The sequence below is a fragment of the Streptomyces sp. NPDC096079 genome (assembly GCF_040303145.1).
GTDB lineage: Bacteria > Actinomycetota > Actinomycetes > Streptomycetales > Streptomycetaceae > Streptomyces.
In genome coordinates, this window is sequence record NZ_JBEOST010000037.1 from 1 (window position 1) to 15,509 (window position 15,509).

Annotated in this window: 15 protein-coding genes and 2 riboswitches; of the genes, 7 read left to right on the forward strand and 8 right to left on the reverse strand. The window is 71.7% G+C overall.

Features of this window, described 5'->3' with window-relative positions; genetic code table 11:
• Positions 1 to 118, forward strand: a 118-nt coding sequence (locus tag ABTY59_RS36335; protein WP_502995470.1) for a peptidylprolyl isomerase, incomplete at its 5' end; no start/stop codon positions are given.
• An 11-nt stretch (positions 119 to 129) separates the two neighbouring features.
• On the opposite strand, the gene ABTY59_RS36340 is transcribed toward ABTY59_RS36335, so the two are convergent.
• The 5 genes from ABTY59_RS36340 to ABTY59_RS36360 all read right to left on the reverse strand — a co-directional run bounded on the left by ABTY59_RS36340 (position 130) and on the right by ABTY59_RS36360 (position 5,810).
• A complete protein-coding gene (locus ABTY59_RS36340) occupies positions 130 to 1,893 on the reverse strand; it encodes an ABC transporter substrate-binding protein (protein WP_352023421.1) in 1,764 nt (587 codons plus the stop codon).
• 109 nt (positions 1,894 to 2,002) lie between these two features.
• The gene (locus ABTY59_RS36345) at positions 2,003 to 3,022 is read right to left on the reverse strand and encodes an ABC transporter permease (protein ID WP_352023422.1); all 1,020 of its coding nucleotides are present in this window, start codon (positions 3,020 to 3,022) and stop codon (positions 2,003 to 2,005) included.
• A 362-nt stretch (positions 3,023 to 3,384) separates the two neighbouring features.
• Positions 3,385 to 4,176, reverse strand: a complete 792-nt coding sequence (locus tag ABTY59_RS36350) for an enhanced serine sensitivity protein SseB C-terminal domain-containing protein (RefSeq protein ID WP_352023423.1) — start codon at positions 4,174 to 4,176, stop codon at positions 3,385 to 3,387.
• 78 nt (positions 4,177 to 4,254) lie between these two features.
• Positions 4,255 to 4,995, reverse strand: coding sequence for an enhanced serine sensitivity protein SseB (locus ABTY59_RS36355; RefSeq protein WP_352023424.1), 741 nt, complete (start codon positions 4,993 to 4,995; stop codon positions 4,255 to 4,257).
• Positions 4,996 to 5,150: 155 nt separating this feature from the next.
• On the reverse strand, positions 5,151 to 5,810 hold the full coding sequence (locus ABTY59_RS36360) for an AAA family ATPase (protein ID WP_352023425.1): 660 nt from the start codon (positions 5,808 to 5,810) through the stop codon (positions 5,151 to 5,153).
• A 160-nt stretch (positions 5,811 to 5,970) separates the two neighbouring features.
• Positions 5,971 to 6,070: riboswitch (glycine riboswitch) on the forward strand.
• A gap of 1 nt (position 6,071) precedes the next feature.
• Positions 6,072 to 6,170, forward strand: a riboswitch (glycine riboswitch).
• A gap of 61 nt (positions 6,171 to 6,231) precedes the next feature.
• Between ABTY59_RS36360 and gcvT the strand changes: the two genes are divergently transcribed.
• The 4 genes from gcvT to ABTY59_RS36380 all read left to right on the forward strand — a co-directional run bounded on the left by gcvT (position 6,232) and on the right by ABTY59_RS36380 (position 10,644).
• Complete coding sequence (gene gcvT / locus ABTY59_RS36365) at positions 6,232 to 7,356, forward strand: glycine cleavage system aminomethyltransferase GcvT (RefSeq protein WP_352023426.1); 1,125 nt, start codon at positions 6,232 to 6,234, stop codon at positions 7,354 to 7,356.
• Positions 7,357 to 7,433: 77 nt separating this feature from the next.
• The gene (gene gcvH / locus ABTY59_RS36370) at positions 7,434 to 7,811 is read left to right on the forward strand and encodes a glycine cleavage system protein GcvH (protein WP_352023427.1); all 378 of its coding nucleotides are present in this window, start codon (positions 7,434 to 7,436) and stop codon (positions 7,809 to 7,811) included.
• Between the two features lie 31 nt (positions 7,812 to 7,842).
• Entirely contained in the window at positions 7,843 to 9,111 is a 1,269-nt protein-coding gene (gene glyA, locus ABTY59_RS36375; RefSeq protein ID WP_352023428.1) for a serine hydroxymethyltransferase, read from the forward strand.
• A 162-nt stretch (positions 9,112 to 9,273) separates the two neighbouring features.
• Positions 9,274 to 10,644, forward strand: coding sequence for an L-serine ammonia-lyase (locus ABTY59_RS36380; protein ID WP_352023429.1), 1,371 nt, complete (start codon positions 9,274 to 9,276; stop codon positions 10,642 to 10,644).
• A gap of 66 nt (positions 10,645 to 10,710) precedes the next feature.
• Here the strand turns inward: ABTY59_RS36380 and ABTY59_RS36385 are convergent, their stop codons facing one another.
• Both ABTY59_RS36385 and ABTY59_RS36390 read right to left on the reverse strand, forming a co-directional pair.
• On the reverse strand, positions 10,711 to 10,956 hold the full coding sequence (locus ABTY59_RS36385) for a hypothetical protein (protein WP_352023430.1): 246 nt from the start codon (positions 10,954 to 10,956) through the stop codon (positions 10,711 to 10,713).
• A gap of 179 nt (positions 10,957 to 11,135) precedes the next feature.
• The gene (locus ABTY59_RS36390) at positions 11,136 to 12,356 is read right to left on the reverse strand and encodes an FAD-dependent monooxygenase (RefSeq protein WP_352023431.1); all 1,221 of its coding nucleotides are present in this window, start codon (positions 12,354 to 12,356) and stop codon (positions 11,136 to 11,138) included.
• A 313-nt stretch (positions 12,357 to 12,669) separates the two neighbouring features.
• On the opposite strand from ABTY59_RS36390, the gene ABTY59_RS36395 reads away from it, so the two are divergent.
• Both ABTY59_RS36395 and ABTY59_RS36400 read left to right on the forward strand, forming a co-directional pair.
• Positions 12,670 to 13,659: an ABC transporter ATP-binding protein gene (locus ABTY59_RS36395; protein ID WP_352023432.1), complete on the forward strand. Its 990-nt coding sequence runs from the start codon at positions 12,670 to 12,672 to the stop codon at positions 13,657 to 13,659.
• Complete coding sequence (locus ABTY59_RS36400) at positions 13,656 to 14,486, forward strand: ABC transporter permease (protein ID WP_352023433.1); 831 nt, start codon at positions 13,656 to 13,658, stop codon at positions 14,484 to 14,486. Before ABTY59_RS36395 ends, ABTY59_RS36400 begins: the two co-directional genes overlap by 4 nt.
• A gap of 76 nt (positions 14,487 to 14,562) precedes the next feature.
• On the opposite strand, the gene ABTY59_RS36405 is transcribed toward ABTY59_RS36400, so the two are convergent.
• Entirely contained in the window at positions 14,563 to 15,507 is a 945-nt protein-coding gene (locus ABTY59_RS36405; RefSeq protein ID WP_352023434.1) for a thiopeptide-type bacteriocin biosynthesis protein, read from the reverse strand.
• Positions 15,508 to 15,509: the final 2 nt, after the last annotated feature.

The window sequence follows — 15,509 nt, forward strand, 5'->3', positions numbered from 1 at the left end:
CCCGCTCTACGACGGAACGGTCTTCCACCGGGTCATCAAGGGCTTCATGATCCAGGCCGGCCGCCGCCGACGGCCATCACCTGCCCTTCGGACCTGGCGGCGGGTGGTGCGCCGGTGAAGCGGGTCGGATTACTTGACGACGCCGAGCGACGCGTAGTCGTAGCGGCCGTTGTAGGCGTCCGCCGTGTAGACGTTGGTCAGCCGGGAGCTGCGCCAGATGATGTTCTTCTCGTGGGTGAAGGGCAGGTAGACCGCGGCCTCCGACACCTTCGTGTTGATCTGCTTGTAGAGCTCGCCGGCCTTGACCGGGTCGGTCTCCTTCAGCGCCTGGTCGAACAGGCCGTTGACGGCCTTGTCGTTCAGCTCGGAGAAGTTGTTGTTACCGCTCTGGAGGATGAAGCGGCCGTCGACCAGCGGCTGGAGGAAGCCCTGACCGGTCGGGAAGTCGGCGCCCCAGCCCATGATGATGATGCCGTAGCCCTTCTCCTTGACCACCTTCGGCGAACCGATGATGCCCGAGGTCTGGGCGCCGTCGAACTGGTCGATCTGGGCGTCGATGCCGACGGCCTTCAGCGACTGCTGGAGGGACTCGGCGGTCGCGATCTCGATCTTCTTGTTGTTGCGGACCGCGATCGTGGTCTTGAAGCCGTTCGGCTTACCGCACTTCTTCAGCGCCTCCTTGGCCTTGGCCAGGTCGGGGGCGCCGGAGAGCTTGCCGTACGGGTCGGCCTTCGGGTCGGCACCCTTGATCGCCGGCGGCAGCATGTTGGAGGCGATGTCGCCACCGGCCTGCGGGCCGCCACGGGCGGTCTGGAGGGACTTCGAGTCGGCGGCGTAGATGATCGCCTTGCGGCACTCGATGTTGGAGATGACCGTCTGCGGGAAGACCGCGTAGCGGATGAAGCCGGTCTGCGGGTTGTCGACGTTGCCCTTGTGCTGCTGCAGGACCTTCTGGCGGGCGGCGGCACCGACACCGGTGGCGTTGATGTCGAGGTCGTACTCGCCCTCGACCAGACGGTTGTCCATGTCGTCGGCGTTCGTGGTGAACGTGACGCTGATGGTGTCCGGGAGCGCCTTGCGGATCGTGTCCGTCTTCGCGTCCCAGCTCTCGTTGCGGACGAGCTTCATGGACTTGTTCGGCGTGTACGACTGCCACTTGTACGGGCCGGAGGAGAAGACCTTCAGGCCGTACTTGGCCTTGGTGTCCTTGTCCTGGCGGACCGGGGAGGCGGCGGGCATGGCCAGCATCTGCAGGAAGTCACCGTTGGCGACCGGCAGCTTGAAGACGATGGTCTTGTCGTCCGGGGTCTCGATGGCCTTCAGGCCGAGCTTGTCCGCGGTCGTGTCCTTGTACGGGCCCTTGTACTCGCCCTTGGGGTCGAGGACCTGCTGGAGGTAGATCGGACCGCCGGAGATGACGTCCTGGGCCCAGATGCGCTCGATGCCGTACTTGATGTCCTTGGAGGTGATCGGCTTGCCGTCCTCCCACTTCACGCCGTCCTTCAGCGTGAACGTGTAGGTGAGGCCGTCGGCCGAGACCTTGCCGGAGTCCGTGGCGAGGTCCGGGACCAGCTCGGTGGAGGCGGCGCCCGGCTCGGACTTGAAGGAGACGAGCTGGCGCGTGTAGTAGCGCTGGAAGTCCCACACGAAGCCGTAGTAGCCGCGCTGCGGGTCCCACGAGTCGGCCTCCTGCGAGCCGATGAACTTCAGCTCGCCGCCCTTCTTGGCCGAGGCGTTGGCGACCTTGTTCACACCGGCGTTGAAGCCGGCGGCGGCCCCGTTGCCCTTGCTGCCACCGTCGCCGCTGCCGCCGCCACAGGCGGTGGTGACGACCATCGTGGCCGCGGCAAGCAGGGCGCCCGCGGCGATTCTGCGCTGAGAGCTCTTCAGCATGGGTCCAGCAACCTCCGGGATAGTGGCGGCCGTCACGGCGGTCCGCCGATTGGGGTGGGCCTCCTGTCGCCTGCGGCAGGGGCGGGTCTTGCGTGTCGTCGGCGAACGGTCAGCGGGAGCCCTTCGGGTCGAGCGCGTCACGCACGCCGTCGCCGAAGAGGTTGAACGCCAGGACGGTGATGAAGATCGCGAGGCCGGGGATCACCATGAAGAGGGGGTCCGACTCGTAGGTGGTGATGGCCGTCGACAGCATCTGGCCCCAGGAAGCGGTGGGGGGCTTCACACCCGCGCCGAGGAAGCTGAGCGCCGCTTCGGTGAGGATGTTGGTGGGGATCATGAGGGTCGCGTAGACCATGATCGGGGCGATCAGGTTGGGCAGCAGTTCGCGGCGCAGGATGTAGAACCGGCCCGCGCCCAGGCTCTGGGCGGCCTCCACGTACTCGCGGTTGCGCAGCGAGAGGGTCTGGCCTCGGACGATGCGGCCGACGTACGGCCAGCCGAAGAAGCCGATCACGAGGACGAGGGCGGCGATGCGCACGCCCGAGCCGTCCAGGCCGAGGAACTCGTTGGGCAGCACCGAGACCAGGGCGATCGTGAAGAGCAGCTGCGGGAAGGCGAGCATGACGTCCATGACGCGGCTGAGGGCCGCGTCGATCCAGCCGCCGAAGTAGCCCGCGATGATGCCGAGGACGGTGCCGAGGAAGACCGCGAAGACCGCCGCGAGGAAGGCGACGAGCAGCGAGATCCGGGCGCCGTAGACGATCCGGCTGAAGACGTCGCGGCCGTTGACCGGCTCGACTCCGAAGAGGAAGTCGGAGCTGACGCCGCCCCAGGAGCCGATGGGCGTGCCGAACAGCGGATCGATCTGGTCCTCGTGGAACTCGTCCGGCGGGTGGCCGAGGAGGCCGACGATGACCGGCGCGAAGATCGCGACGAGGATCAGGAAGACGACGACGAAGGCGCCGGCGAGGGCCAGCTTGTCGCGCTTGAGCCGGGTCCAGGCGATCTTCCAGGGCGAACGCCCCTCGATCGCCTTGCCGGCGGTGTCCGGAGTGCCGGGAGCGTCGGGCGCGCCGTCGACGGTGGCGGTCGCCTCGCCCGCACTCGTCTCGTGCAGTGGTGCCGTCATCGTGGTGAGGACCCCTCTCGGCCGCCGGTAGCCGGCCCTTGCCCGCCGCGGGTAGCGGCTCGGTGGAACAACCTGCTGGGCATCTGCTCGAAAGGAGCGGAACGCCCGGTGTTCCGGGGAGTCTTCAATGTGCTCGCGATCACCCGCCAGCCCTGACGAGGAATGTTTGCTCAAACGTGATGCGGTGCTGCGACTTCCGTTATCCGGACGTCGTGATCACGTGAGCGGACCAACCGGGGCCCTCTTCCCCGCAATCGGACATGTCGCTCAACTCATGCCGCGACCTGTCGAATTGGGGTGAACGAAGGCCTCCGGAGTGGACTCCGGAGGCCTTTGCCGACAAGTGGGACACGAGGGACGTCTCAGTATCCGGACGGGGTCCGGGGTGGGTATCCGTAGCCCGGTGCCGCGGCGGAACCGCCTCCGCCGTGCGCCTCGCGGTCGTAGAACGGGCGCGCGTTCGCCCGCAGCCAGAGGGCCACCGGGTCGTACGCGTCGGAGAGGGCGACCGTCGAGACGGGCAGCCCGTCGGGGACGGAGCCGATGGACTGGCGCATCATCGAGCGGACCGTGTCGACGGCCGCCGGGGACGTGTCGTACAGGTCGAGACCGATGGCGAGGTACGGGGAGCCGAGCGCCGGCTGCACCCAGCCGCGGCGCAGCGACCGGACGGCCGGCGTGCGGTGCGCGTTCTGCGTGAGCAGGGCGTAGAACTGCGGGATCTCCAGGGCGGGCTCGGTGACGCGCAGCGGCCCGGCGGGCATCCGGTCGAGACCGGTGGCGATCCGGCGCAGATCGGCCCACGGGATGCCGACGCCGCCGCCGGGGGCGTGCGGGTTGAGCCAGACGCCCCAGCGGTCGGGGTAGAGCGCGCGGGCGATGTCACGGCCGGTGACGAGCTCGTGGGCGCGGTTCCAGCCGGAGGCGGCGAGCTCCTGGGCGGAGGTGACGCAGGGCGCGTACCCGAAGCCGTCGACCTCCATGTTCCCGTACTGGGCGTCGGGCGAGCCGGGGGCGCCCTGCCAGAGCAGCATCCAGAGCTCGCCGTCGGCGAGGGCGCCCAGCAACTGCTCGTACGCGTCGTAGCGTCCGGGTGCCACCTGGCGCAGCATGTGCTCGACCGTTCCGGCCGCAGCGGTGCCTGACGCGCTCACCCTGGGTCCCGCCCCTCTTCCGTCCACCACGTACGTCTGTCCAGCGATCCAGTCAGTTCAGCTTAAACAGGGGGCCGCTCACACGGCGGCGCGCTGGTAGAAGGGGCGCACCCGCTCCAGCATCCAGTCGCCGACCGGGTCCTGCGCCATGTCGAGCAGGATGAGGTTGACCGGCCAGGCCACCTCGACCCGGCCGAGGGCGCGGCCGAGGGCGTCCAGGGGGGCGTTCCGGTCGACGCCGTCCCAGCCGAGGAGCTGGACGCCGACGAACAGGGCCGGTTCGGTGCCCTCGACGCTGGCGAGGGCGCGGCGCGCGGTGGCGACGACCCCGGTGGCCTCGAACTCGGCGGAGGCGGCGGCGAGGAAGTCGACGGGGTCGTCCTGCCAGTCGGGCTCGAAGAGCCGGACCCGGCCGCCGCCGGCGGGGCCGTCGAGCGGGGTGCGGCCGGCGCGGCACAGCTCGGCGACGGCGGGCGGGGGCAGCGGGACGCCGACGGCGCCGCCGGGGTTCACGGCGATGCCGAGCTGCGGGGGCAGGCCTCGGGCGAAGTCACGGGCGGGGGCGACGGTGAAGGACATGTGGCTGCCGACGCAGGCGAGGAACTGCTGCTCGGAGCTGAAGACGGGGACGTAGGCCGCGCCCTCGATCTCCATGGTGGCGAGGTCGAGGCCGGGGCTGTCGGGGCCGCCGCCGTTGGGCAGGGGCACCCAGACCTGGCTGCGGCCCAGCACCTCGACCAGCCGGCCGCCGGCCTCGGGGTTGCCGAGTGAGGCGGCAAGGACCTCTTCGAGCTCGTTGCCCGGCCACGTCACGTCCACGGTCGCGTTTCCCCTTCTCGCACGGCCTGCCCTCACCGGCCGCCGGGCAGCACCCTAACGCCGCCCCGGTGCCGTCGTGGCCAAAAGGGAAGGGTACGGGCGTCCCGGGACGGTCCGGGACGCCCCCGAGCCCCGGCCGCCCCGGCCCGCCCGTCTCAGGCCGCCGCGCGGAAGCCGATCCGGTGGAGGGCGTCGGCGGCGTCCCGGTCGAGGAGGGTCACCGAGGCGCAGCCGTGCGGCAGGCTGCCGGACTCGGCGGCCCGCAGGAGCCTGCCGACGGCCCGCCGGTGCCGGGCGAAGGCGTACGCGGAGACGCCCCGGCCCCGGGCGTGCTGGCCGGCCCGCGCGGTGTCCGGGGTGACGTCGAGGAGGACCAGGTGCAGGGCGCGGCCGCGCCGCCGCGCCTCGCGGGCGAGCCAGCCGCGCACCCACGACTGGGTGCCGCAGTCGTGGACGATCACGCTCGCGCCGGAGCGCAGGAGGCGGCGCAGCCCGGCGAAGTGCGCGATCCGGACGAGGGGGCGGTAGACGGCGTAGGGGAGGAGGCGGGGCATGCGGGCCTCCCAGCGCTCGCGGGCGTCCTGGGAGTCGATGCCGGCGCCCTCGGCGGCGCGCTTCATCAGGGTGGACTTGCCGCTGCCGGGCAGCCCGGAGACCACCACGAGGTCGCCGGCGGCGAAGGTGAGGGCGCGGGGGCCGCGGCCGCCGCGCTCGCGCAGGTCCCGCAGGAGGCGGCCCCTGCGGCTCCTGGCGCGGGCCCGCTGTGTCGGTATGCCGGTACTCGTCGCGTATGCGCCGGTGTGCTGGAACCTCATGTCTCTCCCCCTGTCGGGTCTCAGGAGACCTGAGGAGACCCTTGCCCACGAAGTGTAAAGAATCGGTAATGCGACACAAGCGATTTGCCCCGCCGACACCGCGTGCAATGATGTCCGCGCCAGGCGCGCACAGTCGCCGCACAATCGCATACCGGCCGCTCGAATCCGCGCGGGAGAGTTCCGGACCGCCGAGCGCGTCCGGGCGCCGAAGGAGCAAGACCCTCCCTTGAATCTCTCAGGCCCCGTACCGCGTGGATGAGGCAGATCTGAAAAGCGGGACACCCTGCCGTGTCCCCACCCAAGGTGCAAGCCGAGGATGCCCTCGGTGAACCTCTCAGGTTCCATGACAGATGGGGAGGACGTCCTCGCCCGTCATGTGTTTTCGTCACCGATCACGCCCTTGGGACCCGGGAGCCACCCCATGAGCACTGCCCCCCGTCTGACCGCCCTCGATGCCCTGCATCGTTCGCTGGGCGCGACCATGACCGACTTCGCCGGCTGGGACATGCCGCTCCGGTACGGCAGCGAGCGCGACGAGCACAACGCCGTCCGCACGAAGGCCGGGCTCTTCGACCTCTCGCACATGGGCGAGATCACGGTCACCGGCCCGCAGGCCGTGGAGCTCCTGGACTTCGCGCTGGTCGGCAACATCTCCACCGTGGGCAACGGCCGCGCCCGCTACACGATGATCTGCCGGGAGGACGGCGGCATCCTCGACGACCTGATCGTCTACCGCCTGGGCGAGACCGAGTACATGGTCGTCGCCAACGCCTCCAACGCCCAGGTCGTCCTCGACGCCCTGACCGAGCGCGCGGCCGGCTTCGACGCCGAGGTCCGCGACGACCGTGACGCGTACGCGCTGATCGCCGTGCAGGGCCCGGAGTCCCCCGGCATCCTGAAGTCGCTCACCGACGCCGACCTGGACGGCCTGAAGTACTACGCCGGCCTGCCCGGCACCGTCGCGGGCGTGCCGGCGCTGATCGCCCGCACCGGCTACACCGGCGAGGACGGCTTCGAGCTGTTCCTGAAGCCCGAGCACGCCGAGGGCGTGTGGAAGGCGCTGACCGAGGCGGGCGAGGGCGTCGGCCTGATCCCCTGCGGCCTGTCCTGCCGCGACACGCTCCGCCTGGAGGCGGGCATGCCGCTGTACGGCCACGAGCTGACCACGGCCCTCACCCCCTTCGACGCCGGTCTCGGCCGGGTCGTGAAGTTCGAGAAGACGACCAACGAGGGCCGCTTCGTCGGCCGCGAGGCCCTGGAGAAGGCCGCCGAGCGCGCCGAGACCGCTCCCCCGCGCAAGCTCGTCGGCCTGGTCGCCGAGGGCCGTCGGGTCCCGCGCGCCGGCATGCCGGTCGTCGCGAACGGCGAGGTCATCGGCGAGGTCACCTCCGGCGCGCCGTCCCCGACGCTCGGAAAGCCGATCGCGATGGCGTACGTGGACGCGGCGCACGCCACGCCCGGCGCCCAGGGTGTCGGGGTGGACATCCGCGGCACCCACGAGCCGTACGAGGTCGTCGCGCTGCCGTTCTACAAGCGCCAGAAGTGACGCAGTCGTCTCACTCCTCGTCTCACCTCGCAAGACCCACGTTCATCAGCACTCCCCCGATCCAGGAGAATCAGGTCATGAGCAACCCCCAGCAGCTGCGCTACACCAAGGAGCACGAGTGGCTGTCGGACGCCGTGGACGGCGTCGCGACGGTCGGCATCACGGAGTTCGCGGCCAACGCGCTCGGTGACGTCGTCTACGCCGACCTGCCGAAGGTCGGCGACACCGTCACCGCGGGCGAGACCTGCGGCGAGCTGGAGTCGACGAAGTCCGTGAGCGACCTCTACTCCCCCGTCACGGGCGAGGTCGTCGCCGCCAACCAGGACGTGGTGGACGACCCGTCCCTGGTGAACACGGCTCCGTTCGAGGGTGGCTGGCTGTTCAAGGTGCGCGTCGCCGGTGAGCCGGAGGAGCTGCTCACCGCCGCCGAGTACACCGAGTTCTCCGCCGGCTGAGACCGGGCCCGAGACCCCTAGGGATCGATTCATGTCGCTTCTGAACACTCCCCTCCACGAGCTGGACCCCGACGTCGCCGCCGCCGTCGACGCCGAGCTCCGCCGCCAGCAGTCCACCCTCGAGATGATCGCCTCGGAGAACTTCGCTCCGGTCGCGGTCATGGAGGCCCAGGGCTCCGTCCTCACCAACAAGTACGCCGAGGGCTACCCGGGCCGCCGCTACTACGGCGGCTGCGAGCACGTCGACGTGGCCGAGCAGATCGCGATCGACCGGATCAAGGACCTGTTCGGCGCCGAGTACGCCAACGTGCAGCCGCACTCCGGCGCCTCCGCGAACCAGGCCGCCCTCTTCGCGATCGCCCAGCCCGGCGACACGATCCTCGGCCTGGACCTGGCGCACGGCGGCCACCTCACCCACGGCATGCGCCTGAACTTCTCCGGCAAGCAGTTCAACGTGGTCGCGTACCACGTGGACGAGGCCGGTCTGGTCGACATGGCCGAGGTCGAGCGCCTCGCCAAGGAGCACCGCCCGAAGGTGATCATCGCGGGCTGGTCCGCCTACCCGCGTCAGCTGGACTTCGCCGAGTTCCGCCGGATCGCCGACGAGGTCGAGGCCTACCTGTGGGTCGACATGGCCCACTTCGCGGGCCTGGTCGCCGCCGGTCTGCACCCGAACCCGGTCGCGTACGCGGACGTGGTGACCTCCACCACGCACAAGACGCTCGGCGGCCCGCGCGGCGGCATCATCCTCGCGAAGAAGGAGTTCGCGAAGAAGCTGAACTCCTCGGTCTTCCCCGGTTTCCAGGGCGGCCCGCTGGAGCACGTGATCGCGGCCAAGGCCGTCTCCTTCAAGGTCGCGGCCTCGGAGGAGTTCAAGGAGCGCCAGCAGCGCACCCTCGACGGCGCCCGCGCCCTCGCCGAGCGCCTGGTCCAGGACGACGTCACCGCCCACGGCGTCTCCGTCCTGTCCGGCGGCACCGACGTGCACCTGGTCCTGGTGGACCTGCGCGACTCCGAGCTGGACGGCCAGCAGGCCGAGGACCGTCTCCACGAGGTCGGCATCACGGTCAACCGGAACGCCGTTCCGAACGACCCGCGCCCGCCGATGGTCACCTCCGGTCTGCGCATCGGCACGCCGGCCCTCGCGACCCGCGGCTTCCAGGCCGAGGACTTCGCCGAGGTCGCCGACGTCATCGCGGAGACCCTGAAGCCGGGCTTCGACGCGGACAAGGCCGCCGCCCTCAAGGCCCGGGTGACCGCGCTGGCGGACAAGCACCCGCTGTACCCCGGCCTGAAGTAAATTTCGTACCCTTTTGTTCTGCGGCCCGTCTGCGGTCGTTCGTACGAAAGCTCCGGGGCACCGCGCACACTGGACAGTGAGCGCGGTGCCCCGCCCCTTGCTCAGCCCCCTCTGCACCACCCCGGCAGACAACGGCGTCCAGCCCCCACAAGGAGTCCTCCCGTGGCCATCTCGGTCTTCGACCTGTTCTCGATCGGCATCGGTCCGTCGAGCTCCCACACGGTGGGCCCCATGAGGGCTGCCCGGATGTTCGCCCGCCGGCTGAAGAACGAGGGCCTGCTCGCCCACACGGCGACGATACGAGCGGAGCTGTACGGCTCGCTCGGCGCGACCGGCCACGGCCACGGCACCCCGAAGGCGGTCCTCCTCGGCCTGGAGGGCAACTCTCCGCGCACGGTGAACGTGGAGACCGCCGACGACGAGTTCGAGCGGATCAAGGCGAGCGGCCGGATCAACCTGCTCGGCGCGCACGAGATCCCCTTCGACTTCGACGCCGACCTGATCCTGCACCGGCGCAAGGCGCTCCCGTACCACGCCAACGGCATGACCGTCTTCGCGTACGACGCGGAGGGCGGCCTCGTCCTGGAGAAGACGTACTACTCGGTCGGCGGCGGCTTCGTCGTCGACGAGGACGCGGTGGCCGGTGAGAACCCGATCGTCCCCGACGACACCGTCCTGAAGTACCCCTTCCGCACCGGCGACGAGCTGCTCCGCCTCGCGAAGGAGACCGGCCTGTCGATCTCCGCGATGATGCTGGAGAACGAGAAGGCCTGGCGCACCGAGGACGAGATCCGCGCGGGCCTCCTGGAGATCTGGCGGGTCATGCAGTCCTGCGTCTCGCGCGGCATGTCCCGCGAGGGCATCCTGCCCGGCGGCCTGAAGGTCCGCCGGCGCGCCGCGAACCTGGCCCGCAAGCTGCGCTCCGAGGGCGACCCGAACATGCACGCCATGGAGTGGATCACCCTCTACGCGATGGCCGTGAACGAGGAGAACGCGGCGGGCGGCCGGGTGGTCACCGCCCCGACGAACGGCGCCGCGGGCATCATCCCCGCCGTCCTGCACTACTACACGAACTTCGTGCCCGGCGCCGACGACGACGGCATCGTCCGCTTCATGCTGGCGGCGGGCGCGGTCGGCATGCTCTTCAAGGAGAACGCCTCGATCTCCGGCGCCGAGGTCGGCTGCCAGGGCGAGGTCGGCTCGGCCTGCTCGATGGCGGCGGGCGCGCTCGCCGAGGTCCTCGGCGGCTCGCCGGAGCAGGTGGAGAACGCGGCCGAGATCGGCATGGAGCACAACCTGGGCCTGACCTGCGACCCGGTCGGCGGCCTGGTGCAGATCCCGTGCATCGAGCGGAACGGCATGGCGGCGGTCAAGGCCGTCACGGCGGCGAAGATGTCGATGCGCGGCGACGGCAGCCACCTGGTCTCCCTCGACAAGGTCATCAAGACCATGAAGGAGACGGGCGCCGACATGAGCGTCAAGTACAAGGAGACCGCGCGGGGCGGTCTCGCGGTGAACATCATCGAGTGCTGAACCGTTCCCGCTTAAGGGCGCAGCGGCCGCCCCGGGGGTCTCCCCGGGCGGCCGCTGCCGTCTTCGTCAGGCTCTGACCCAGAGGACGATCACGTCCGGGCGGGTGGAGCTGAGGGGCTCGCAGAAGAAGATCGGGCCCCAGATCTGGTACCCGGCCTGGCCCGTGGCCTGGCAGTCGGCGTACGAGGCGTGGTGGCTGCGCGGGTACCAGCCGGGGCCGGGGTTGGCCTGGGCGGCTCCGGCGGTGCCGAGCGCGAGCGCTCCGGCGGTGACGGCGGTGGCGAGTGCGGCGGCCGTGCGGCGGCGGTACATGGCATGTCCTCCTGAAATCGCCGGGATGCCCCGGCGGAATGCGTGACGATGCGATGTGGTGCGTTGCGTTGCGGTACGTCCGGCTGCGCAGCCGGGGACGAACGTACCGTCACGGAAAGAGCCGCACAATAGGTCTAGGCCAATGCGTCAGGTCGGGGCGGGCCCACGCCCCCGGGCCGTCAGGCCGGGCTCGGCACCACGCTCCGGCCCGTCTCGTGGGCGTACAGCATCGCCCGGTCCCGCAGCGCCGCGTGGACCGCCATGCGGGCGTCACGGCGGCGCTGCGCCGGCCCGTCGGGCAGGTGCAGGATGCCGGCGTTGCCGCGCGAGCCGCGCTGGATCTCGGCCGTGCGCGGGATCCGCAGCCCCTGGTAGCGGTCGAGCCGGGCCGCGGTCGTCGCCGCCGCCGGGTCCGCCAGACACGCGGCCAGGTCCATCGCGTCCTCGACCGCCTGGTTGGCGCCCTGCGCCATGAACGGCAGCATCGGGTGGGCCGCGTCGCCGAGCAGCGTGAGCCGCCGCGAGGACCACACGTCCAGCGGCGGACGGTCGTGCAGCGCCCACTGGTGCGTCGACTCGACGGCCGCCACGACGTCCGCGACCAGACCCGTCCAGCCGCCGAAGACCGCGCGCAGCGCCTCCGGGTCCCCCGGGGCCGACCAGGACTCGCCGGGCGAGTCCGACATCGGCACGGTCGCCGCGAAGCTCAGGTACTCCCCCGCCGCGACCGGGTAGCAGACGAAGTGCCCGCCCGGGCCGAGCCAGAGGCGCACCAGGGGCTCGCGGGCCGTGTCGGGGAGGGCGTCCACCGGCACCAGGCCCCGGTAGATGCCGAGCCCGGCGAACTCCGGCTCGTCGCGCCGGAAGGCCTCGCGGACCGTGGAGTGGATGCCGTCGGCGCCGACCACCAGGTCCGCCCCGCGGACCGTCCCGTCCTCGAAGCCCAGCCGGACGCCCTCGGGCCCCGTCTCCCGGGCCTCGCTCAGCCGCTCGCCGAGCTTGAGGGCGCCGGGGTCGACCAGCGACAGCAGCGCGTCGTGGAGGTGGGCGCGGTGCACCGCGTAGTACGGGGCGCCGAACATCCGCTCGCACTCCGCGCCCAGCGGCGTCCGGGCGATCGGACGCCCGCTCCACCCCCGTACCTCCATGGCGTCGATCGCCACCGCCCGCTCGCGCAGGACCGGGCCGAGGCCGAGCCGCAGCAGCGGCCGGACCGCGTTCGGCGAGAGCTGGACGCCCGCGCCCACCTCGGCGAGCCGCCGCGTCTGCTCGTACACGGTGTACGGAACGCCCAGGGAGGACAGCGCGCCGGCCAGGGCCAGGCCGCCGATGCCCGCGCCGACCACCGAGACGTGCGGCCGCTCCTCCGCTCCCCACTCGTCCAGATCATCGAACCGCACCTTTGAGACCGCCTTCCGCGTCGCTGCTGTGTCGGCACTTCGGCGCCGCCGGCCGCGGGGCTCCCCCGCTCCGGCCGTCCGCCGCACCCCGAGCATGGGCGGGCCGCCCTCCCCCGGCAACGCGGGTCACGGGCCGCGCTGACAACTGTCGCGGCTTCCATGACGTCCGTCACCGACGCCCCCGCGCGCCCGCCCGGGGACCCGGCCCCGCGCCTAACGTCGAGGCCGCGCCCCGGAGTCCGTTCTGCGGGCGACGACCCCACGACGTCCCACGAGACCGGGAGGCACACATGACACGAGCGGAGGGACCGCGGTGACCGCCGCGGTGGCCGTCGAAGGCCTGCAGAAGCGGTACGGCGACCACGAGGCCGTACGCGGAGTCGACTTCACCGTCTCCGAGGGCGAGATCTTCGCCCTGCTCGGGCCGAACGGCGCGGGCAAGACCACCACCCTGGAGATCCTGGAGGGCTTCCGCGAGCGCGACGGCGGCCGCGTCGAGGTCCTCGGCCGCGACCCCGGCGTCAAGGCCGACGGGCACTGGCTGCGCGGCCAGGTCGGCCTGGTCCTCCAGGACATCGCCGTCGAGCCGTACCTGTCGGTGCGCGAGACCGTCGCCCGCAACGCCGGCTACTACCCGGACCCGCGGAACGTCGACGAACTCCTCGACCTCGTCGGCCTGAACGAGAAGAAGGGCGCCAAGGTCAAGGACCTCTCCGGCGGCCAGAAGCGCCGGCTCGACCTGGCCCTCGGCGTCGTCGGCCGGCCGAAGCTGCTCTTCCTCGACGAGCCCACCACCGGCTTCGACCCGAACGCCCGCCGGGGCGCCTGGGACGTCGTGCGCAACCTCCGCGACGACGGCACCACCATCGTCCTCACCACCCACTACATGGACGAGGCGCAGGCCCTCGCCGACTCCGTCGTGGTCATCGCCGAGGGCCGGATCGTCGCCTCCGGCACGCCGGACACCCTCGGCGGCCGCGACAGCGCCCAGACCCGGATCCGCTTCGCACTCCCGGCCGGCGCCTCGCTCGCCGACGTGCCCCTGCCGGTGAACGACGTGGAGGACGGTCTCGTGACGGCCGAGACGACGGAGCCGACGGCCGCGCTGCACCGGCTGACCGGCTGGGCCCTCGACCGCGGCACGCCGCTGGACCGGCTGACCGTCGAGCAGCCGACCCTGGAGGACGTCTACCTGAGCCTGACCAGCGAGTACGTACAGCAGGAAGCCTCCTCGCCGTCGTCCGCGCGGGGGCGCAAGGCGCCCGCGGGACGAGGGCGCCGACCCGGACGGAGCCGCTCATGACCACCCTGATCCCCCCGACCGCCGAGACCGCCGCGGCGGCCCCGGCCGCGCGCGCGGACGCGCCGCGCGAGCGGAACCCGCTCGCCCTGCTCGGCCATCAGATCCGCTACGAACAGCTGTCGTTCTGGCGCAACCCGCAGTCGATGGTCTTCACCTTCGTGCTGCCGATCGTCATCATCGGCATCTTCGGCGCCGTCTTCAGCGGCAGCGAGGGCCAGGACTTCTTCTTCGGCCTCACCGGCATGCAGTACTACACGCCGGTCATCGCCGCCGTGTCCGTGCTCGGCGCCTGCTACGGCCAGCTGGCGATCGTCCTCGCGATGCGCCGGCAGACCGGGGTGCTGAAGCGGCTGCACGCCACCCCGCTGCCCGCCTGGGTGTACTTCGCGGGCCTGCTCGTGCACTGCGTGGTCGTCAGCATCGTGGACGTCGCCCTGGTCTTCGGCATCGGCGCCCTCTACGGCGTCGACCTGCCCACGCACTGGGGCGCGGTGCTCCTCACCCTGGTGCTCGGCGCGGCCAGCTTCTGCGCGCTCGGCGTCGGCGTGGCCTCGCTGATCAAGAACTCGGAGGCGGCCCCGGCCGTCGTGCAGTTCATCCAGTTCCCGCTGGTCTTCATCTCGGGCAGCTACTTCCCGATCCACGCCGAGCTCCTGAACACCATCGCGGGCCTGCTGCCCGTGAAGCCGTTCAACGACGCCATGCTGGCGCTGTTCACCCAGGACGCCGGCTTCCAGTGGCGGGACCTCGCCGTCCTCGCCGCCTGGGGCGTCGTCGGCGCCCTGATCGCCGTCCGCAGCTTCCGCTGGGACCCGCGCCCCGAGTAGCCGGGGGACCCCATCAGGAAGGCCCGGCCGGGTTTCCCGGCCGGGCCTCCTGCTGTGACCCCGTGGGGGGCGGGGGTCACGCGGCGGGCACCTCGGGGGAAGCGGTGCCGTGCGGTACGGGGGTGTGCTCGGGCAGCGGGAAGGCGTGGGCGAGGACCGCGTAGGTGCGCAGCTCCTCCAGGAGGCTCAGGCCCAGCCGGTTGTGGAGCATGTGCGCGTGCGAGAAGAGCACCATGCCCGGGTGCGAAGGGGAGTGCTCCCGGATCTCCCCGGCGTGCGCGGCGAGCCGGGCGTGCCAGCCGGCGAAGGGGCCGTGGGCCTCGGGGTCGAGGCCCACCGTCCCCTCGACCCGGGTGATCGTGTCCAGGAGTCCGGCCGGATGGCCGGCCTCGGCGGCCCAGGCGCGCCAGGCGCCGAGACCGTGGGCGTAGTAGTACGCGCGCTCCGCCGGATCCCCGAGGGCTGCGGCGACGGCGAGGGTGCCGCGCAGGGCGAGCGCCGCGCGCTGCCGTTCACCGGTGACCTTCGGGAGCGCGGCGAGGACCAGGGTGCTGGACAGGGTGAAGAGGGACTCGGCGGCCGGCATCAGGGCCGTACCGCCGTACCGGTCGGACTCCGGCTCGTAGACGGCCGGGTGGACGCCGGGCGGCAGGAGGTCCTTCACGGTGGTGTTCTCGCCGGTCTCGCCGGCGGCGGCGAGCCGCTCGGCCCCGCTGCGGTAGGCGGCGGGGTCGAGCGGCTCCTCGCCCGCGGCGGGCGCGCCGGACACGGCGAGGCGCTCGGTGAGCGCGGCCTCCACGCGGGCGCGTGCCGAGACGTCCAGGTCGCCGACCCGCAGCCGCAGATGGGGCCCCGACTGCCAGTAGCGGATGAAGAACCACGGCGTGCCGGGGGCGAGTTCGCGGACGGTGGGGCCGATGACATCGGTGACGACCCGGTCGTGGGCCGACCGGGCCGTCGTGCCCAGGTGGAGGTGCCAGGCCGTCCACTCGGTGGGCCGGGGGGCAGGTGGCGGTGTCACGG